Origin of the sequence: Microbacterium sp. che218, from assembly GCF_040436305.1 — a bacterium.
In the GTDB taxonomy this organism is placed as follows: domain Bacteria; phylum Actinomycetota; class Actinomycetes; order Actinomycetales; family Microbacteriaceae; genus Microbacterium; species Microbacterium algihabitans.
This window is the reverse complement of the sequence record NZ_AP031501.1, coordinates 709083-727959: the sequence shown is the minus strand read 5'-3', so window position 1 is coordinate 727959 and position 18877 is coordinate 709083. Positions and strand designations below refer to the sequence as shown.

The 18877-nt window shown below is 72.1% G+C and carries 15 protein-coding genes; 9 read left to right on the top strand and 6 right to left on the bottom strand.

Annotated elements, in window-relative coordinates; genetic code table 11:
* Positions 1 to 22: 22 nt before the first annotated feature.
* A complete protein-coding gene (locus ABXS86_RS03460; protein ID WP_353665629.1) occupies positions 23 to 934 on the bottom strand; it encodes a TetR/AcrR family transcriptional regulator in 912 nt (303 codons plus the stop codon).
* A gap of 124 nt (positions 935 to 1058) precedes the next feature.
* On the opposite strand from ABXS86_RS03460, the gene ABXS86_RS03455 reads away from it, so the two are divergent.
* The 5 genes from ABXS86_RS03455 (at position 1059) to ABXS86_RS03435 (ending at position 7709) form a co-directional block, all read left to right on the top strand.
* On the top strand, positions 1059 to 2681 hold the full coding sequence (locus ABXS86_RS03455; RefSeq protein WP_353665628.1) for a carboxyl transferase domain-containing protein: 1623 nt from the start codon (positions 1059 to 1061) through the stop codon (positions 2679 to 2681).
* A 2-nt stretch (positions 2682 to 2683) separates the two neighbouring features.
* Positions 2684 to 5152, top strand: a complete 2469-nt coding sequence (locus ABXS86_RS03450) for a biotin carboxylase N-terminal domain-containing protein (protein ID WP_353665627.1) — start codon at positions 2684 to 2686, stop codon at positions 5150 to 5152.
* On the top strand, positions 5149 to 6327 hold the full coding sequence (locus ABXS86_RS03445; RefSeq protein ID WP_353665626.1) for an acyl-CoA dehydrogenase family protein: 1179 nt from the start codon (positions 5149 to 5151) through the stop codon (positions 6325 to 6327). Before ABXS86_RS03450 ends, ABXS86_RS03445 begins: the two co-directional genes overlap by 4 nt.
* Entirely contained in the window at positions 6324 to 6791 is a 468-nt protein-coding gene (locus tag ABXS86_RS03440; protein WP_353665625.1) for a MaoC family dehydratase, read from the top strand. Before ABXS86_RS03445 ends, ABXS86_RS03440 begins: the two co-directional genes overlap by 4 nt.
* A gap of 108 nt (positions 6792 to 6899) precedes the next feature.
* Positions 6900 to 7709 carry an HpcH/HpaI aldolase/citrate lyase family protein gene (locus ABXS86_RS03435; RefSeq protein WP_353665624.1) on the top strand — a complete coding sequence of 270 codons (810 nt, stop codon included), beginning with the start codon at positions 6900 to 6902 and terminating at the stop codon, positions 7707 to 7709.
* A gap of 506 nt (positions 7710 to 8215) precedes the next feature.
* Here ABXS86_RS03435 and ABXS86_RS03430 read toward each other — a convergent pair.
* Both ABXS86_RS03430 and ABXS86_RS03425 read right to left on the bottom strand, forming a co-directional pair.
* Positions 8216 to 8803 (bottom strand): histidine phosphatase family protein, encoded by a 588-nt coding sequence (locus ABXS86_RS03430; RefSeq protein ID WP_307210872.1) that lies wholly within the window; start codon positions 8801 to 8803, stop codon positions 8216 to 8218.
* Positions 8804 to 8928: 125 nt separating this feature from the next.
* The gene (locus tag ABXS86_RS03425) at positions 8929 to 9777 is read right to left on the bottom strand and encodes a Sir2 family NAD-dependent protein deacetylase (RefSeq protein ID WP_144833300.1); all 849 of its coding nucleotides are present in this window, start codon (positions 9775 to 9777) and stop codon (positions 8929 to 8931) included.
* A gap of 153 nt (positions 9778 to 9930) precedes the next feature.
* Between ABXS86_RS03425 and ABXS86_RS03420 the strand changes: the two genes are divergently transcribed.
* Together ABXS86_RS03420 and ABXS86_RS03415 are read left to right on the top strand one after the other, a co-directional pair.
* Complete coding sequence (locus tag ABXS86_RS03420) at positions 9931 to 11133, top strand: amidohydrolase family protein (RefSeq protein ID WP_353665623.1); 1203 nt, start codon at positions 9931 to 9933, stop codon at positions 11131 to 11133.
* A 208-nt stretch (positions 11134 to 11341) separates the two neighbouring features.
* Positions 11342 to 12151, top strand: coding sequence for a TrmH family RNA methyltransferase (locus tag ABXS86_RS03415; RefSeq protein WP_353665622.1), 810 nt, complete (start codon positions 11342 to 11344; stop codon positions 12149 to 12151).
* Positions 12152 to 12172: 21 nt separating this feature from the next.
* On the opposite strand, the gene ABXS86_RS03410 is transcribed toward ABXS86_RS03415, so the two are convergent.
* Together ABXS86_RS03410 and ABXS86_RS03405 are read right to left on the bottom strand one after the other, a co-directional pair.
* Positions 12173 to 12835: a hypothetical protein gene (locus ABXS86_RS03410; RefSeq protein ID WP_353665621.1), complete on the bottom strand. Its 663-nt coding sequence runs from the start codon at positions 12833 to 12835 to the stop codon at positions 12173 to 12175.
* 5 nt (positions 12836 to 12840) lie between these two features.
* Complete coding sequence (locus ABXS86_RS03405; RefSeq protein ID WP_353665620.1) at positions 12841 to 13701, bottom strand: SGNH/GDSL hydrolase family protein; 861 nt, start codon at positions 13699 to 13701, stop codon at positions 12841 to 12843.
* A gap of 249 nt (positions 13702 to 13950) precedes the next feature.
* Here ABXS86_RS03405 and ABXS86_RS03400 point away from each other — a divergent pair, with 249 nt between their 5' ends.
* The gene (locus tag ABXS86_RS03400; protein ID WP_409988236.1) at positions 13951 to 16203 is read left to right on the top strand and encodes a DEAD/DEAH box helicase family protein; all 2253 of its coding nucleotides are present in this window, start codon (positions 13951 to 13953) and stop codon (positions 16201 to 16203) included.
* A 202-nt stretch (positions 16204 to 16405) separates the two neighbouring features.
* Positions 16406 to 17482, top strand: coding sequence for a VIT1/CCC1 transporter family protein (locus ABXS86_RS03395; RefSeq protein ID WP_307210882.1), 1077 nt, complete (start codon positions 16406 to 16408; stop codon positions 17480 to 17482).
* A 187-nt stretch (positions 17483 to 17669) separates the two neighbouring features.
* Here ABXS86_RS03395 and ABXS86_RS03390 read toward each other — a convergent pair whose 3' ends face one another.
* Positions 17670 to 18716, bottom strand: a complete 1047-nt coding sequence (locus tag ABXS86_RS03390) for an isopenicillin N synthase family dioxygenase (protein ID WP_353665619.1) — start codon at positions 18714 to 18716, stop codon at positions 17670 to 17672.
* Positions 18717 to 18877 lie beyond the last annotated feature (161 nt).

Genomic DNA, 18877 nt, shown 5'->3' with positions numbered 1-18877 from the left:
CTGCGGGGCGGATGCCGGGGACTCAGGCCGTCAAGGCCGCCAGCGCCATGCGGGTCAGCGTCGGGCGCACGCGAGCCGCAGGCACGCCGCGCACGCTGTGAGGCGTCGAGTTGATCAGACCGAAGCACGCCAGCGCTCGCACGCGCCGCTCGGCGGGGGTCTCGGCATCCGGATGCGCGGCGGCGAGTGCCTCGGTCCACACCGCGACGTACGCGTTCTGCAGGCGGCGCACCGTGCGGCGGTCGTCGGGGGAGAGGCGGTCGAGGTCACGGTCCTGCACGCGGATCACATCGGCCTCGGCGAGCGCGAACGCGACGTGGAAGTCGACGAGCGCGCGGAGCGTGTCGGCGGGTGTCGCCGTCGTGCGGACGTCGGAGGCGACACGCGGGCGCGACGCTGCGGGAATCGGCGCGTCGGCGCTGCGATCCGCAGGACGGTCGGGGGCGGATGCCGTGTGTGCACGATCGCGGGGGGATGGCGTGTTGGGCGGGATCTCCGCGGTTGTGGGCGCGACGGACGACCCGGCGACCCGGCGCCCGCCCTCGAGCAACCGTTCGCTGACGTCGACGAGGATCGCGCCCAGCAACGCCTGCTTGCCCGAGACGTGGCGGTACACCGCGGGTCCGCTCACTCCGGCCGCTTCGCCGATGTCGCCGAGGGTCACGCCGTCGAACCCGCGCTCGGCGAACAGGCGGGCGGCGGCGGCAAGCAGGGCGGTGCGGCGGTCGGCCTTCGCGCGGTCGCGAGCGGTGCCGGAAGCGGGGTCAGGCGTCGGGCGCAACGTGGGGTCAGGCGTCGGGCCCGTCGCGCGGTCGCGGGCCGTGCCGGAGGCGTCGTCCGGCGAGACGTCGACGCGAGCGGGGGCGACTGCGGTCGCCGCGTGAGCGCGCGTCTCGCCGTCGGCCCCTGGAGGCTCGTCGTTCGCTCTTGTCATCGGCATCCGCTCGGGCTAGCCTGGAATCTCAGTTAGCCAACATTAACTGAAAACCCCTCCGGCGGGAACGACCCCGACCGGAACGACGGTGCCGTCGACGATGCGGCCCCGAGACGGAGCCGCCATGAGCACAGCACCGGTCACCGCGCCAGCGCCCAAGACGTCACCGAACGCCGCGCACGCCACCCCCGCGCCGCCCACCCAGCGCGACCTCGCGGAACAGCTCCGCAGCACGCTCGCCACGGCCGCCCGCGGAGGTTCCGACGCCGCGCGAGAGCGCCACACCGCGCGCGGCAAGCTCCTCGCCCGCGACCGCGTCGACCGGCTGCTCGACGAGGGCAGTCCCTTCCTCGAGGTCGCGCCCCTCGCCGCCCACGGCCTGTACGACGGCGGGGCTCCCGGGGCCGGGGTCGTCGCCGGGATCGGCCTCGTGCACGGGCGCCACGTGATGGTCGTCGCCAACGACGCCACCGTGAAGGGCGGCGCGTACTTCCCCCTGACGGTGAAGAAGCACCTGCGCGCGCAGGAGATCGCCCTCGACAACCGCCTGCCCTGCGTCTACCTCGTCGACTCGGGCGGGGCGTTCCTGCCGATGCAGGACGAGGTGTTCCCCGACCGCGAGCACTTCGGCCGGATCTTCCGCAATCAGGCGCAGCTGTCGGCCCGCGGCATCCCGCAGATCGCCGCCGTCATGGGCTCGTGCACCGCGGGTGGGGCCTACGTCCCCGCGATGAGCGACGAGAGCGTGATCGTGCGCAACCAGGGAACGGTGTTCCTCGGCGGACCGCCCCTGGTCAAGGCCGCGATCGGCGAAGACGTCACCGCCGAACAGCTCGGCGGCGGCGACCTGCACGCCCGCCGCTCGGGAGTCGTCGACCACCTCGCCGACGACGACGAGCACGCGCTCGAGATCGTCCGCGACATCGTCGCGACCCTCCCGCCGACCCCCGCGCCCATCTGGCAGGTCGAGGCGCCCACCGACCCCGCACGTGACCCGCAGGAGCTCTACGACATCGTCCCCGCCGACGTCGCCCAGCCCGTCGACATGCGCGCGATCATCGACACCCTCGTCGACGCCGGCACCCTGCACGAGTTCAAGGCGCTGTACGGCGAGAGCGTCATCACGACCTTCGCGCGCCTGCACGGTCACCCGGTCGCGATCGTCGCGAACGACGGCGTGCTCTTCAGCGAGTCGGCGCTCAAGGCCGCGCACTTCATCGAGCTCGCCGATCAGCGCGGCATCCCCCTGCTCTTCCTGCAGAACATCACCGGGTTCATGGTGGGTCGGGATGCCGAGGCCGGAGGCATCGCGAAAGACGGCGCCAAGATGGTCACCGCCGTCGCCACCACGCGCGTCCCCAAGCTGACGGTGCTCGTCGGCGGCTCGTACGGCGCCGGCAATTACGCCATGTGCGGTCGCGCGTACGACCCGCGGTTCCTCTGGACCTGGCCCTCGAGCCGCATTTCGGTCATGGGCGGGGCGCAAGCGGCATCCGTCCTCTCGACCGTCACGCGCGACCAGCGCGCCGCGCGCGGAGAGCAGTGGACGGATGCCGATGAGCAGGCCTTCCAGAAGCCCATACGCGACCGTTACGACGAGCAGGGCAGCCCGTACTACGCCACCGCCCGGCTCTGGGACGACGGCGTCATCGACCCCGCCGACACCCGCACGATGCTCGGGCTCGCGCTCGACGTCGTCAGCCGCGCGCCCCTGGCCGACCGGGGCTTCGGCCTCTTCCGGATGTGAACATGAGCATTCCCCCCTTCTCCACCGTTCTCGTCGCCAACCGCGGCGAGATCGCGCGTCGCGTGTTCCGGACGCTGCGGCGTCTCGGCATCCGATCGGTCGCCGTCTTCACCGACGCGGATGCCGATGCGCCCCACACCCGCGAAGCCGATCACGCCGTGCGCGTGCCCTCGTACCTCGACATCGACGCCGTGGTCGCCGCCGCGGTGTCGTCGGGGGCGGATGCCGTGCACCCGGGCTACGGCTTCCTCAGCGAGAACGCCGGCTTCGCCCGCGCGTGCGCCGCGGCCGGGATCGTGTTCGTCGGCCCGGGCGTCGAGGCGCTCGAGGTGATGGGCGACAAGATCCGCGCCAAGGAGCACGTCGCGGCCCACGACGTGCCGACCGTGCCGGGGTTCTCGGCGACCGGTCTCTCCGACGCCGAGATCGCCGCCGAGGCCGACCGCGCCGGATACCCCCTGCTCGTGAAGCCCTCCGCCGGTGGGGGCGGCAAGGGCATGACCGTGGCCACCGGACCCGACGACCTCACCGAGGCCCTCGCGACCGCCCGCCGCGTCGCCGCCGCGGCCTTCGGCGACGACACCCTGCTGCTCGAGCGGCTGCTGGAGCGCCCGCGCCACATCGAGGTGCAGGTGCTCGCCGACGCGCACGGCACGACCCTCTCGCTCGGCGAGCGCGAGTGCACCCTGCAGCGGCGGCACCAGAAGGTGATCGAAGAGGCCCCCTCACCCGTCGTCGATCCAGCCGCCCGTGCCCGCCTGGGCGAGGCCGCCGTCGCCGCCGCCCGCAGCGTCGGCTACCTCGGTGCGGGAACCGTGGAGTTCCTCGTCGCGGGCGACCGGCTCGACGAGCCGTTCTTCATCGAGATGAACACGCGCCTGCAGGTCGAGCACCCCGTGACCGAGATGGTCACCGGCATCGACCTCGTCGAGCAGCAGCTGCGGGTCGCGGCGGGCTTCGCGCTCGAGCTCGGCGAGATCCGCCTCGACGGACACGCGATCGAGGCGCGCGTGTACGCCGAGACGCCCGCCCGCGGATACCTTCCGGCGACCGGGACCGTGAGCCTGTGGCGTCCGGGATCCGCCCGCGTCGACAGCGCCGTCGAGACCGGCAGCGTCATCAGCTCGCTGTACGACCCGATGATCGCCAAGGTCATCGCGCACGGACCCGACCGCGAGACGGCCCTCGCGCGACTCGACGCCGCGCTCGCCGACACGATAGTGCTCGGCGTCGACACGAACATCGCCGACCTGCGGGCCCTGCTCGCCGATCCGGCCGTGCGCGCGGGCGACCTCGACACGAGGCTGCTCGATCGGCGGGGGACTCCGGAGGCTCCGGAACCGTCGCAGGCCGCGCTCGCCGCCGTGGCGCAGAGAGTCGCGGATGCCGGGACCCCGGCCGACGGCTCGGTCTGGGGACGCGTCGGGGCGTGGCGTGCCGGCGGAGCGGTGGCTGCTCGCACGGTGTCGCTGGAAGACGACGCCGGGCAGGTGCACGCTGTCGCGCCGGGTACCGCTGGGGAGGCGGTCGTGACGGGCGGACCGGTCGAGTACTGGGTGCACGCCGACGGGGGAGCGCACCGGTTGCGAGTGGTGTCGCGGCGGGATGCCGCCGAGCGTCGCCGAACCGCCGCCGGCCGCGCGCCCGGAGCCGTCGACCCCGACCTCGTCGCACCCCTTCCCGGCACCGTGGTCGCCGTGCACGTCGCCGACGGAGACGCCGTCGACGCGGGCGCCCGGCTCGTCACGATCGAGGCGATGAAGATGGAGCACACGGTCGTGAGCCCGCACGCGGGGACGGTGCGGCTGCGTACCGCGGCCGGCGCGCAGGTCGCGCGAGACGCGGTGGTGGCGACGGTGACGCCCGTAACGCAGGTCCCTGAGCTTGTCGAAGGGCCCGGAACCCGCAGCACTCCCGCGCCGGAGGCTTCGACGGGCTCAGCCACCGGTGCTGCCCAGGTCCCTGAGCTTGTCGAAGGGCCCGGGACCCGCAGCACTCCCGCGCCGGAGGCTTCGACAGGTTCAGCCACCGGTGCTGCCCAGGTCCCTGAGCTTGTCGAAGGGCCCGGGACCCGCAGCACTCCCGCGCCGGAGGCTTCGACAGGCTCAGCCACCGGTGGTGCCCAGGTCCCTGAGCTTGTCGAAGGGCCCGGGACCCGCAGTGCTCCCGCGCCGGAGGCTTCGACAGGCTCAGCCACCGGTGGTGCCCAGGTCCTTGAGCTTGCCGAAGGGCCCGGGACCCGCAGTGCTCCCGCACCGGAGGCTTCGACAGGTTCAGCCACCGGTGGTGCCGAGGTCCCTGAGCTTGTCGAAGGGCCCGGAACCCGCAGCACTCCCGCGCCGGAGGCTTCGACAGGCTCAGCCACCGTCGCTGGCCCGGCCACCTCACCCTCCTCCCACCCCGAACCGCACGATTCCGCCGGCATCCCGGCATCCGCCCCCATCCCTTCCCACAAGGAGTCCCTCTCGTGAGCATCGACAGCCAGCAGGCCTTCACCGACGACGAGCGCGAACTGAGCGCGATGGTGCGCGAGTTCGCCGACGAGGTCATCGCGCCGCGCTCGTACGAAGCCGACCGCGCCCACCAGCTGCCCCTCGACCTGGTCGAGCAGATGGGCGACCTGGGGCTCTTCGGCCTGCCGTTCCCCGAGGAGGTCGGCGGGCAGGGCGGCGACTACGCGAGCCTGTGCGTCGCGATCGAGGGCGTCGCGCGCGTCGACCAGTCGATGGCCATCACCCTCGAAGCGGGCGTGGGCCTGGGCGCCATGCCGATCTACCGCTACGGCACCGACGCGCAGAAGGCGGAGTACCTGCCCGACCTCGTGGCCGGTCGCGCGCTCGCCGGATTCGGGCTCACCGAGGCCGAGGCCGGCAGCGACGCCGGCGCCACTCGCACGACCGCGTGGCTCGAGGGCGGCGAGTGGGTGATCGACGGGTCGAAGCAGTTCATCACCAACTCCGGCACCGACATCACCCGCTTCGTAACCGTCACCGCGGTCACCGGGCGAACCGACGCGGGCCGCCCCGAGATCTCGACGATCATCGTGCCCAACGGCACACCGGGCTTCACCGTGGGTCCCGCGTACGACAAGGTCGGCTGGAACGCCTCCGACACGCATCCGCTCACCTTCGACGGCGTGCGGGTTCCCGAGGTGAACCTTCTGGGCCAGCGCGGGCACGGGTTCAAGAACTTCCTCCGCACGCTCGACGAAGGACGCGTCGCGATCGCCGCCCTCGCCACCGGAGCCGCCGAGGGCTGCCTCGAGGCCGCCGTCGACTACGCCCGCAGCCGCACCGTCTTCGGCGAACGCTTGTCGACGCGCCAGAACATGCAGTTCCTGCTCGCGCGCATGCACGCCCGCGTGCACACCGCCCGCCTCGCGTGGGTGCACGCCGCGCGCCTATGCGACGCCGGGAAGCCGTTCACCGTCGATGCCGCCGTCGCGAAGATGACGGCGAGCGACGCCGCCATGGCGAACGCTCGCGATGCGACACAGGTGTTCGGCGGCAACGGGTTCATCAACGAGTACTCCGTGGCGCGTCATTACCGCGACTCGAAGATCCTCGAGATCGGTGAGGGCACGACCGAGGTGCAGCTCATGGTGATCTCGCGCGCGCTGGGGCTCACGGGTACCGTGGCGGCATGATCGAGCAGCGCGGCCTGTATCTGGAGGAGTTCGTCGTCGGTGAGAGGTACGCGCACCGGCCCGGGCGGACGGTGACGGATGCCGACAACGTCGTGTTCACGACCCTGACGATGAATCCGCAGGCGCTGCACCTCGATGCCGCCTACGCGGCGACCCAGCCGTTCGGGCGCCCGCTGGTGAATTCGATGTGGACGCTGTCGACCCTCGTGGGCCTGTCGGTGGCGCAGCTCACCCAGGGCACGCTCGTCGCGCAGCTCGGGCTGGCCGACGTGAGCTTTCCGGCCCCGCTGTTCGTCGGCGACACGCTGATCGCCGAGACCGGGATCGTCTCGGTGCGGCCGTCGGCGTCGCGCCCCGGGCAGGGGATCGTCGTCATGGAGCACACCGGACGCTCGCAGAACGACGAGGTGGTCGCCACCGCGACCCGCACGGTGCTGGTGTGGGCGCAGGAGGCGGCGGCGTGAGCGGGTCGTGTCCGGAGATGCGCGGCGCGTTCGACAGGGGTTCCGCGTGAGCGCGTCGTTCTCGCTTGGTCCGGCGGGGATCTCCGCGGTGCTGCGGGGGTGGGCGGCGTGAGCGGGTCATTCTCGCTCGGTCCCGCCCTTCTGTTCGTGCCCGGCGACCGGCCGGAGCGGCTGTCGAAAGCGCTCGAGAGGGCGGATGCCGCGATCCTCGACCTCGAAGACGCCGTGGCCCCGGATGCCAAGGCCGACGCCCGCGCGCAGCTGATCGCCGCCGATCCCGACCCCGAACGCGTCATCGTGCGGGTCAACGGACCCGAGACGCCGGACTTCGCGCTCGACCTCGACTCCCTCGCGCAGACCCGCGTGCGGCGCGTGATGGTCGCGAAGGCCGAGGACCCGGCCGCGCTCGCCCCTCTCGAGGGGTACGAGGTCATCGCCCTGTGCGAGACCGCGAAGGGAGTGCTCTTCGCCCCGCGGATCGCCGCGCTCCCGCAGGTCGTCGCGCTCATGTGGGGTGCCGAAGACCTCGTGGCGAGCCTCGGCGGAACCTCGAGCCGCCACGACGACGGCTCGTACCGCGACATCGCACGCGCGTCACGGGCTCGGGTGCTGCTCGCCGCCGGGGCCTTCGGCAAGAGGGCGATCGACGCCGTGCACGTCGACATCGCCGACCTGGATGGACTCTCGGACGAGGCGCGGGATGCCGTGGCATCCGGATTTACGGCCACCGCGTGCATCCACCCCGGGCAGGTTGCGACGATCCGCGAGGCGTACGCCCCGCCCCCCGAGCAGGTGGAGTGGGCGCGCGGAGTGCTCGCCGCGGCAAAGGGCGAGCGGGGAGTGTTCCGCCACGAGGGGCGAATGATCGACGAGCCGATCCTGCGCCACGCCCGCTCGCTCATCGCACGGGCGGGGTAAGCGGGTGAGGTGGCTGAGCTTGTCGAAGCCACCGGGGCCAGCGACCGGGATTCGCGCGTGCGAGGTGGCTGAGCTTGTCGAAGCCACCGGGGCCAGCGGCCTGGTTTCGTGCGCGAGGTGGCTGAGCTTGTCGAAGCCACCGGGGCCAGCGGCCTGGTTTCGTGCGCGAGGTGGCTGAGCTTGTCGAAGCCACCGCGGTCAGCGGCCGGGATTCGCGCGTGCGAGGTGGCTGAGCTTGTCGAAGCCACCGGGGTGTCCGCGGGTTCCGGTCCCTTCGACGGGCTCAGGGGCCTGGGTTTCGGGGTGTCCGCGGGTTCCGGTCCCTTCGACGGGCTCAGGGGCCTGGGTTTCGGGGTGTCCGCGGGTTCCGGTCCCTTCGACGGGCTCAGGGGCCTGGGTTTCGGGGTGTCCGCGGGTTCCGGTCCCTTCGACGGGCTCAGGGGCCTGGGTTTCGGGGTGTCCGCGGGTTCCGGTCCCTTCGACGGGCTCAGGGACCTGGATTCGGGTCAGCTCGCGACGCCGGCGTAGGCCAGCATCTCCCAACGGTCGCCGTCGAGGCGGAACGTCGTCGCCGAGCAGTTCGGCAGACGCTCGCCCTCGCGGGGGAACTCGCCGTCGGTGGCGAACATGATGACCTCGCGGATGAGCGCTCCGTGCGCGACGGCGATCACGTCGACGCCGTCCGGCGCGGATGCCACGGCCTCGGCGAGCGCGGCCAGCGCACGCTCGCGCACGACCGGCCAGGTCTCGGCGCCGGGCACATCGGCCGCGTGCCACGGGCCGTAGGTGTCGTAGAAGGTGGGCGCGTCCATGCCCTCGGCCTCTCCGTACGAGCGCTCCTGCAGGCCGGGGAAACGGCGCGCGACCTCGGTGCCGAGGGCGGCGGCGATGATGTCGGCCGTCTCGGCGGCACGGCCCAGGTCGCTCGAGACGACGACGACCTCACGGCCGGCGTACTCCGCGGCGAGGGTGTCGGCGATGCCGCGCGCCTGCAGACGACCCGTGTCGTTCAGGGGGATGTCGGTCGACCCCTGGATGCGTCCCTCGTAGTTCCACGCCGTCTCGCCATGCCGCACCAGAGTCAGAATCGTCACGGTTCGAGCCTAACCGGCGCGGGATGACCGGATGCCGAGAGGCATCGGGCCGTCAGAGGAGTCCGGGCAGCCGATCGGCGAACGCGCGGAGCACGTCGCGCGTGCCGCCGCAGGCATCGTTGACGTCAGAGCAGTCCGGGCAGCCGCTCGGCGAAGGCCTTCAGCACGTCGCTCGTGCCGCCGTCGATCTTCACGGCCGCGCGTTGATCGGCGCGCGTGGCCCCGCGGTTGACGATCACGACCGGAAGACGCTTGCGCCGTGCCCGCTCGACGAGCCGGATGCCGGAATTGACCACCAGCGACGACCCCGCCACGACGAGCGCATCACTGGCGTGCACCAGCTGCTCGGCCTCGCGGAACTTCTCGACCGGGATGTACTCGCCGAAGAACACGACGTCGGGCTTGAGCGTGCCCCCGCACACCGAGCACACGGGAACGACGAACCCGTCGGCGCTCGCCGGGGTGACATCGCCGTCGGGGCCGAGCTCGACGTTCTCGGGGAGCGAGATCCAGGGGTTGTCGGCCTCGACGCGCTCGGCCAGGTCGCGGCGGTCGAACACCTGCCCGCACTGCAGGCACCCGACGCGGCGCATCGTGCCGTGCAGCTCGACGACGCGTCCGCTGCCGGCGCGCACGTGGAGTCCGTCGACGTTCTGCGTGATGACGCCGTTGGCGACACCGGCCGTCTCGAGCGCGGCGAGCGCGCGGTGGCCGTCGTTCGGCTCGGCGGCGGCGAACACCTTCCAGCCGAGGTGGCTGCCCACCCAGTACCGCCGACGCGCGTCGGCGTTCGAGAGGAACTGCTGCGCCGTCATCGGGGTGCGCGTGGGGGCACCCTTGCCGCGATAGTCGGGGATCCCCGAATCGGTCGACACCCCTGCGCCCGTCAGCACGGCCACGCGGCGGCCGGCCAGAACCTCGACGGCACGATCGACGGATGCCGAGAACTCGGCATCCTGCACCGTGTCGGTCATGCGCACCTCCGTCGTATCGAGTCTATGGCGGGCCGCCGACCCCGGCTCGCGCGGCGAGGGGTCAGCGGGGTGCCCGGGGGTCGTGGCATCCGGATCACCGCTCGTCGAGCGCGGCACCCCCGAGCCGCACGCTCGCCCACGGATACTGGGGCCATGACCCCCCTGTCGCCTCCGGCCATGCTCGACGTCACCTGTCTCCGCCGCGTACGGCCGTGGGGAGCGGATGCCGTCGACATCGACATCGTCGACGGTCGCATCACCGCGATTCGGCCCGCGGCGACCGATCCGATCGGTGTGCGCGAGTTCGACGGACGTGGGCTGCTCGCCCTCCCGGGCATCGTGAACGCGCACGCGCACCTCGACAAGTCGTGGTGGGGCCTGCCGTGGCAGTCGTACGGGGGAGAGGGCGGCACCGACGGACGCATCCGCCACGAGCGCGCTCAGCGCGACGCCCTCGGCATCCCGTCGATCGAGCGCTCGGCCGTCGTGCTGCGCGAACTCGTGCGTCACGGCACCACGGCGATCCGCTCGCACGTCGACGTCGACCTCGGCGTGGGCCTGCGCGGGATCGAGGCGGTCGAGCAGGCGGCCGCGCGATACGAGGGCGCACTCGACGTGCAGATCGTCGCGTTCCCCCAAGACGGGATCCTGCGCCGCCCGGGAGTGCTCGACCTGCTGCGCCAGGCCGCGGGGCGAGACAGCGTGAACTGGGTGGGCGGACTCGACCCCGCCACGATCGACCGCGACCCCGTGGGCCAGATCGACGCCCTCGTCGCGCTCGCCGCCGACACGGGCGTCGGCATCGACATCCACCTCCACGACCCCGCCGAGCTCGGGGCGTTCCAGATCGAGCTGCTCGTCGAACGCACCCAGCGGCACGGGCTCGGCGGACGCGTGAACATCGCGCACGGATTCGCCGTCGCCGACCTCGCGCCCGCCCGCCGCCGCGACCTCCTCGCGGCGATGGGTGAGGCGGGAGTCAGCATGACCACCGTCGCGCCGCTGCGGAACGTGCAGCTGCCCCTCGCCGAACTCGACGCGGCCGGAGTCGCGCTGGGGCTCGGCACCGACGGCATCCGCGATCTGTGGAGCCCCTACGGCACCGGAGACACGCTCGGCATCGCCTGGCAGTACGCCCGCGCCGGAGGACTCGTGCGCGACGACGACCTGCTGCGCGTGGTGAAGCTGGCCACGAGCGCGGGAGCGTGGGCGGTCGGTCGCGAGGTGCACGACCTCGTCGAGGGCGCTCGCGCCGACATCGTGCTGGTGGATGCCGAGAACCCCATGGACGCACTCGTGCGTCAACCCGAACGCGCGCTGGTGATCGCGGGAGGCCGCGCGCTGCACGTCGCGTGAGGATGTCGTCCGCGCGGGGCGGGGTTTCCGTGCTGAGTGTCCATGACCCCCGGCCGGTTTCGGGATCGGTTCGGGTGTTGTGGACGCTCAGTGTTCTGGGCGGTGTGCGGGCTCTGTTGAGTGTCCAAGACACCCGGATGTCCTCGGGATCCGTCAGGGTGTTGTGGACGCTCAACGCGCGGACGGGGCGTGCTGGGAGGATGGGGGGATGCCCGTGATCCCGCTCGACTCCGCCGACGACCCGCGCCTCGCCGACTATCGCGACCTCACCGATGTCTCGCTGCGCCGGGTGAGCGAGCCCGCGGGTGGGCTGTACATCGCCGAGTCCGCCAAGGTGCTCGACCGCGCGCTGCGTGCCGGGCACCGCCCGCGATCGGTGCTCGTGCAGGAGAAGTTCCTCGCCGACGCCCTCGCCCTGGTCGGCGACGACGCCGAGGTCTACGTGGTCGCGGCCGAGATCGCCGAGCAGGTGACCGGATACACCGTGCACCGCGGGCTCCTCGCCTCCATGCATCGCCCCGCCCTGGCATCCGTCGAAGACATCGTGCGCGATGCGCGACTCGTCGTCGTGCTCGAAGACATCGTCGACCACACCAACATCGGCGCGGCGTTCCGCTCCGCAGCCGCACTCGGCGCCGACGCGGTGCTCGTCACGCCGCGCTGCGCCGATCCGCTCTACCGGCGGAGCGTCCGCGTGAGCATGGGCACCGTCTTCCAGGTGCCGTGGACGCGCCTTCCGGAATGGACGGATGCCGCCCCCCTGCTGCACGACGCCGGATTCCACCTCGCGGCCCTCGCCCTGTCGGACGACGCCGTCACCCTCGACACCTTCTCGGCCGCCGGGCACGAACGCGTCGCCCTGCTGATGGGATCCGAGGGCGATGGACTCAGCCGTCACGCGCTCGCCGCGGCCGACACCGTCGTGACGATCCCGATGGCCGGGGGAGTGGACTCGCTCAACGTCGCCGCGGCCAGCGCGGTGGCACTGTGGGAGCTCGGGCGGGGGCGACGGGTCTGAGTCGGAGACCCGCGTACCGGCTCAGCCGGTCGGGTCGTCGAACCCGCCCTCGCGCATCCGACGCTCCGAGGCGGCGGCGGCGCTGACGCGCTGGTCGGGGTCGGCCTCGAGCGTGGCAAGCAGTTCGTCGGGCAGGTCGCTTTCACCCACGAGGAACCACCGTTCGACGATGCTCCCCTCGGATGCCACGCGGAGGTCGCGCGCATCGTCTCGCGGCAGCCCCTCGGGCGGGGAGTCGGCACGCTCGATCGCGAGGTGCAGGTGTGCGGGCACCTCACCCGGAACCGCGGGCGCGGTGAACAGCTCGACGACGACGCCCTGCCCGTGCCAGAGAAGCCAGTCGATCTGCTCGTCGTCCCACCGCGCGTCGTCGGCGGTGAAGCCCGACCAGTCGGGTCCCTCGGTCTCGAAGGCCCACCGCTGCGGCTCGGCGTTCAATGCCGCGGCGATCGCGAGCGCGTCTCGACGCACGTCGAGCAGGTCGCCGTCGCGGAACACCGACAGGTTCGGCGGCCAGGCCGACGACACGACGTCCCATCCGTCGGCGCTGAAGCGACCGCTCTCGACCTCGGGAGCCCAGCCGGCGTCGGCGAGAGCCTCGGCGAGCGCGTCGGCGTCGGGCAGCAGGGTGTCGGCGTCAGCCGCTCGCAGCAGAGCGGCAACCTCGTCGGGAAGGGCGCGCACGGGCGTCAGACCTGCGTCTCGCGGGAGCCCGCGGCATCCGGACCCGGGGCGAGCGTCACCATCGGGAGCGGCTCGGGTCGCTTGGCCTGGATGTGATCGCCCGACGACTGGTGACGCAGGCGCCGCAGCACCCACGGAACGAGGTACTCGCGCGCCCACACGAAGTCTTTCTCGCGAGCGGCGCGCCAGGTGGTGATGGCCATGGTCTCGGCCTTCATCGGCTCGAGGTCGTTCGGCACGTTGAGCGCCCGCAACACCATGCGGGCGACCTCGTGGTGACCGAGGGAGTTGTAGTGCAGGCGGTCGTCGTCGAAGAAGCGCATGTCCTGCACCTCTTTCAGGCCCCACTGATCGGCGACGACGCAGTCGTAACGGTCGGCGATCGAGCGGATGTTCTCGTTGTAGATCGCGACCTTGCCCCGGATGCCGCGGAACACCGGCGTGAACTCCGTGTCGATCGCGGTGAACACGACGACGGTCGCCCCGCTGGTGCTGAGGCGCGCGATGGCGTCTTCGAACTGCCGCGACACCGCGTCGGGGTCGCTGCCGGGCCGGATGACGTCGTTTCCGCCCGCCGAGATGGTGATCAGGTCGGGCTTGAGCGCGAGCGCGGGCTCGATCTGGTCGGCCACGATCTGCGCGATGAGCTTTCCGCGCACGGCGAGGTTGGCGTAGGCGAAGTCGTCGACCTGCGCACCGAGCACCTCGGCGACGCGATCGGCCCACCCGCGATGGCCGCCGTCGGGCAGCGGATCGCCGATGCCCTCAGTGAACGAGTCGCCTAGGGCGACGAAGCGGCGCCACGGGTGGGGGCCGGGGTTGTCGGGCGTGGGCGAGGTGCGGGGCGAGTGCGGATCGAGTGTCATCGAAACCTCCGTCTTCCACGGTACCCCCGGCCTCCGACACTGCGAGCGAGGCGGAGTCGGAGGCCGCGGCATCCGCCGCCGGTCGTCGGGTATAAACGCGATCTGCTCGCAGAAACGCGTGCTGCTCGCGTTTCCGATCGCGGATCGCGTTTATGGCCGGTGGCGTGATGTATCCGTCCACGGCCCGGGCGTGGCGGGCTCCGTCGTCGCCTATCGTGGATGTTCGCGCTCGCGAAGGATGGAGGTTCGATGCTGGAAGAAGAAGCCCGCACCTCGGCCCTCCCGCACACGAGCCCCGCCGCCGAAACGGCGACTCCCCGCATCGCCTCTCCCGGCCCGATCGCAAGTCCCGGCCCGATCGCAAGTCCCGGGCAGGTTGCGAGTCCCGGGCAGGTCGCGAGTCCCAGCCCGGTCGCGAGCCGCGGCCCGGTCGCGAGTCCCGGCCCGGTCGCGAGTCCCGGCCCGGTCGCGAGTCCCGGCCCGGTCGCCAGCCCCGGCCCTCTCGCGACCCCCGCCCCCGCCGCCCCCGCGGCTCCCCGAACGAATCCGGATGCCGCGTCCCCGGCATCCGCCCCCGACGCCCCCGTCGACCCGGCGCACGCCACCGCGCCCGTCGCCGACGAACCGGCGCCCGGGGCGATCGCCGACCCGCAGATCGACGGATCGCTCGACGGCACCGAGCCGCACTTCGGTTCGTTCGCCGCCGAGCATCTGTCGCCGTCGTTCCCGCAGCGCGCCCCGTGGGGAACCGCCCAGCGCCTGCGCGCATGGCAGGCCGAAGCGCTGGATCAGTACTTCGGCTCCGACGGGCCCGACGGCGTCGGCAAGGGTCCGCGCGACTTCCTGGCGGCGGCCACCCCCGGCGCAGGCAAGACGACATTCGCCCTCCGCCTCGCCTCCGAGCTCATGCGTCGTCGCGTGATCGAACGCATCGTCGTCGTCGCTCCCACCGAGCACTTGAAGACCCAGTGGGCGGAGGCGGCCGCGCGCGTCGGCATCCGTCTCGATCCCTTCTTCTCCAACCGGCACGCCACGCCCTCGCGGCAGTACCACGGCGTCGCGGTGACCTACGCGCAGGTCGCGGTGAAGGCCGAGGTGCACCAGCGCCTGACGATGGATGCCCGGACCCTCGTGATCCTCGACGAGGTGCACCACGGCGGTGACGCCCTCAGCTGGGGAGACGCCCTCCGCGAGGCGTACAACCGCGCGACGCGCCGCCTGCTGCTGTCGGGTACCCCGTTCCGCAGCGACACCGCGCCCATCCCGTTCGTGGAGTACCACCCGAACTCGAAGGGCATCCGCCTCTCGCGCACCGACTACGCCTACGGCTACCGCCGCGCCCTCGACGACGGCGTCGTGCGCCCCGTCTTCTTCCTCGTCTACGCCGGTCAGATGCGCTGGCGCACCAAGGCGGGCGAGGAGATGGAGGCTCAGCTCGGGCAGGACAACACCAAGGACATCACCTCGCAGGCGTGGCGCACCGCGCTCGACCCCAACGGCGACTGGATCCCCGCGGTGCTCCGTTCCGCCGATCGCCGTCTCACCGAGGTGCGCGAGACGGTTCCGGATGCCGGTGGCCTGGTCATCGCGACCGATCAGACCGCCGCGCGCGCCTACGCCGCCATCCTCGAGGACATCAGCGGCGAGAAGGTCACCGTCGTGCTCTCCGACGAGGCGGAGGCCTCGGGACGCATCGAGACGTTCTCGAAGGGGACGACCCGTTGGATGGTCGCCGTGCGCATGGTGTCGGAGGGCGTCGACGTGCCGCGCCTCGCCGTCGGCGTGTACGCCACGAGCGCCTCGACCCCGCTGTTCTTCGCCCAGGCGATCGGCCGTTTCGTGCGCGCGCGTCGTCGCGGTGAGACCGCGAGCGTCTTCCTGCCGAACGTGCCGCAGCTGCTCGCCCTCGCCGGCGAGATGGAGGCGCAGCGCGACCACGCCCTCGACCGCGACAGCGACGCGGAAGACCAGTGGAACGCCGAAGAAGACATGATGGACGCTGCCGAGCGCGAGGACAAAGCCTCCGACGCGCTCGAGCAGGAGTTCGAGTACCAGGCGCTCGGCTCGCTCGCGCACTTCGACCGTGTGCTGTTCGACGGGCAGGAGTTCGGCCAGCTCGCCGTTCCGGGAACCATCGAGGAGGAGGAGTTCCTCGGCATCCCGGGCCTTCTCGAACCCGAGCAGGTGCACGAGGTGCTCATGTCGCGCGCGACGCGGCAGTCGCGCCACCGCTCGACCCGCGAGGCGACCGAGAAGGAGAGCGGCGTCGAACCGGCCTCGGTCGATGAGGGCGGGCTCCCGGCCCCTCTCCACCGCACGCTCAAGGAGCAGCGTCAGCTGCTGAACACCATGGTCGGGCTCTACGCCCGCCAGACCGGCGAGCCGCACGGCCTCGTGCACGCCGAGCTCCGCCGCATCTGCGGGGGCCCCGCCGTCTCGCACGCCACCGTCGCGCAGCTGCAGGCGCGCATCGACGTGCTGCGCCGGCGCGTGCACTCCTGATCCTGGCGGGTTGCGGGTCTCGTCGGGGCGGTCTGCCTCCCGCTCGCGACCCCGGGTTTCGCGACCCCGAAATGCTGGCATCGGGCCCTCGGCATCCGCGTCTTTCCGGGCTTCGGGGAGCCGAAATGCTGTCAGTATCGACCGACGCGCCCGGAGGCCCGGATCGCCCTCATTACGGTGGGGGACGACCTGAAGGAGCCTCGTGACGAACCTCGCCACACCCACCGCCCGCGATCGTCGCCGCTGGGCGCGCTATCTCGTCGACGAACGCGCCGAAGCGCGCGTGTACCGCGAGCTCGCGTCGCGCCGCACCGGCGAGGAGCGCGACATCCTGCTCGAACTCGCCGAAGCCGAAGGCCGGCACGAGCAGCACTGGATCGACCTCCTCGGCGAGACGCCGAAGCGCCTGCCGTCGCCCGGCATCGGAACACGCCTGCTCTCCTGGATGGCCCGCCGTTTCGGCTCGATCTTCGTGCTCGCCCTCGCGCAGAACGCCGAAGCGCGCTCGCCCTACGCCGACGAGCCCTACGCCACGGCCGCGATGGCCGCCGACGAGCGCGTGCACCACGAGGTCGTCCGCGGACTCGCCGCGCGCGGCCGCCGCCGACTGTCGGGAACCTTCCGCGCCGCCGTGTTCGGCGCCAACGACGGACTCGTTTCGAACCTCGCCCTCGTGATGGGGGTCGGGGCGACCGGCGTCGCGCCGAGCTTCGTGCTCTTCAGCGGGATCGCCGGCCTGCTCGCCGGCGCCCTGTCGATGGGCGCGGGGGAGTTCGTCTCGGTGCGTTCGCAGCGCGAACTGCTCGAGGCCACCGAAGAGAGCGACTTCGCCGACTCGGCCCTGCCGCACCTCGACCTCGACGCCAACGAGCTCGCCCTGGTCTACCGCACGCGCGGAATGGATCCGGATGCCGCGTTCGACAAGGCCCGCGAGGTCGTCACGGCCGCGCAGGCGGGCTCGGCGCCGGTCGCCGCCGCCCCGGGCGAGAACTCGCACGACGTGGTCGGCAGCGCCTGGGGAGCGGCCCTGTCGAGCTTCCTGTTCTTCGCGTCGGGCGCGATCATCCCGGTGCTGCCGTGGATCTTCGGCATGGCCGGCTTCCCGGCCGTCGCCCTCGCGCTGGGGCTCGTCGGCATCGCGCTGCTCGGCACCGGCGCCATGGTCGGCCTGCTCTCGGGTGCCTCGCCGCTGAAGCGGGGTCTGCGCCAGCTCGCGATCGGCTTCGGCGCCGCCGCCGTCACCTACGTGCTCGGTCTGCTGTTCGGCGTGTCGGCCTGACGCGGGGGGAGAAGCGCTGCCCTCGGGTAGCGCTCGTGCCGGTCCGGCCGGGCTGACTCACGCATAAACGCCATCTGCGCGCATGAACGCGAGCAGATCGCGTTTCTGCGCGTGAAAAGCGTTTATGCGTGAGGAGCCCCCGCGCTGCGGCGATTTGCTGAGACGCCGCCCGGCACGGCTCCCGCGCTCAGGCCCGGCTCGCCGCGGCCACTCTCGCGGCCTCGCGCACGGCCGAGACGTTCTTGCGTCCCGCGCGCGAGCCCGCCAACTTCGCGGCGATGTGCTCGCTCACCGTGACCGGCTCATACAGCGCGGGAGCCTCGGCGGTGACGAAGTGCGGCAGGGGTCCCACCACGGCATCCGCGTTGCCGTCGTGGAAGAACGCCGCCGAGCGCCGCCGCTCGATCGTGCCGTCGATCACCGGCGGCTTCACGCGGTGCAGGGTCGAGAGCCACTTGTCGTTGGTGAGTCGCGCGGCGACGTCGCCGAGATTGACCAGCAGCGCGCCGTCGGCGGGCGCGACGTCGTTCCACGAGCCGTCGAGCCCGAGCACCTGAAGGCCTGCGACCTGATCGGCCCACAGCACCGTGACCAGTCCGAAGTCGGTGTGCTCGCCCATGCCCGTCAATTCGGCGCCGAGCTCGATCGACCCCGGCGGCAGGGCGTAGTTGTTCATCCGCAGCACGTCGATGGAGTGGTCGGTGAGCCCGTCGAAGAAGTCGTCGCGCACGCGCAACGCCGCCGCGAAGATGCGGGTGAGCGTGTGGGCGACCCGTCGCGCCTCGTCGTAGTACGTGCGCACGGCCGGCTCGAACAGCGCCGTCTCGATCGGCCAGGTATTCATCGCGTAATCGTCGGGCGAGACCGACGCCGCCGGATACTCCTGCCACGACGTGCCGACGTTGAACGCCTCGAAGAAGTCGTTCATCCGCGTCACCGGATCCACCCCGAGGCTGTAGCTCAGTGACTCGCTCTTGGGCGGGCTGTACCCGCGGTTCTCGCCCGCCGGCCGCACGTACGCCTTCTTCGCCTCGAGCGGGAGGCCGAAGAACTCATCCAGTGCCTCCTCGAGGTCGTGCATCACGGCATCCGGAACCCCGTGCCCCACGATCTGCATGAATCCCACGGTGCGGCACGCGTGGTCGACCGCCGCGACCACCGCCGCGCGGGCATGGTCAGGACCGGGACCCACCCACGCCGAGATGTCGATCGTGGGCACGTGGAAAGAAGCCATGGCTCGACGCTAAGTGCGTGATGTCACATCGGTGTTTCCGCAGCGTCACGGGATCGGGGGCGGGGGTTCCGGATGCCGCGGGGGTGGGGGAGCGGATGGCGCCGCTGGCCACCGGGCAGGGTAGTCGCCGACGCCCGCCATGGCTACGGGCTCGGCGACGG

Bases quoted from the DNA above. Each gene is read 5' to 3' on its own strand.
- ABXS86_RS03450 (WP_353665627.1), top strand. From the start codon at position 2,684: ATGAGCATTCCCCCCTTCTCCACCGTTCTCGTCGCCAACCGCGGCGAG.
- ABXS86_RS03405 (WP_353665620.1), bottom strand. From the start codon at position 13,701: ATGACACTCGATCCGCACTCGCCCCGCACCTCGCCCACGCCCGACAAC.
- ABXS86_RS03460 (WP_353665629.1), bottom strand. From the start codon at position 934: ATGACAAGAGCGAACGACGAGCCTCCAGGGGCCGACGGCGAGACGCGC.
- ABXS86_RS03425 (WP_144833300.1), bottom strand. From the start codon at position 9,777: ATGACCGACACGGTGCAGGATGCCGAGTTCTCGGCATCCGTCGATCGT.
- ABXS86_RS03400 (WP_409988236.1), top strand. From the start codon at position 13,951: ATGCTGGAAGAAGAAGCCCGCACCTCGGCCCTCCCGCACACGAGCCCC.
- ABXS86_RS03390 (WP_353665619.1), bottom strand. From the start codon at position 18,716: ATGGCTTCTTTCCACGTGCCCACGATCGACATCTCGGCGTGGGTGGGT.
- ABXS86_RS03415 (WP_353665622.1), top strand. From the start codon at position 11,342: ATGCCCGTGATCCCGCTCGACTCCGCCGACGACCCGCGCCTCGCCGAC.
- ABXS86_RS03420 (WP_353665623.1), top strand. From the start codon at position 9,931: ATGACCCCCCTGTCGCCTCCGGCCATGCTCGACGTCACCTGTCTCCGC.
- ABXS86_RS03440 (WP_353665625.1), top strand. From the start codon at position 6,324: ATGATCGAGCAGCGCGGCCTGTATCTGGAGGAGTTCGTCGTCGGTGAG.
- ABXS86_RS03455 (WP_353665628.1), top strand. From the start codon at position 1,059: ATGAGCACAGCACCGGTCACCGCGCCAGCGCCCAAGACGTCACCGAAC.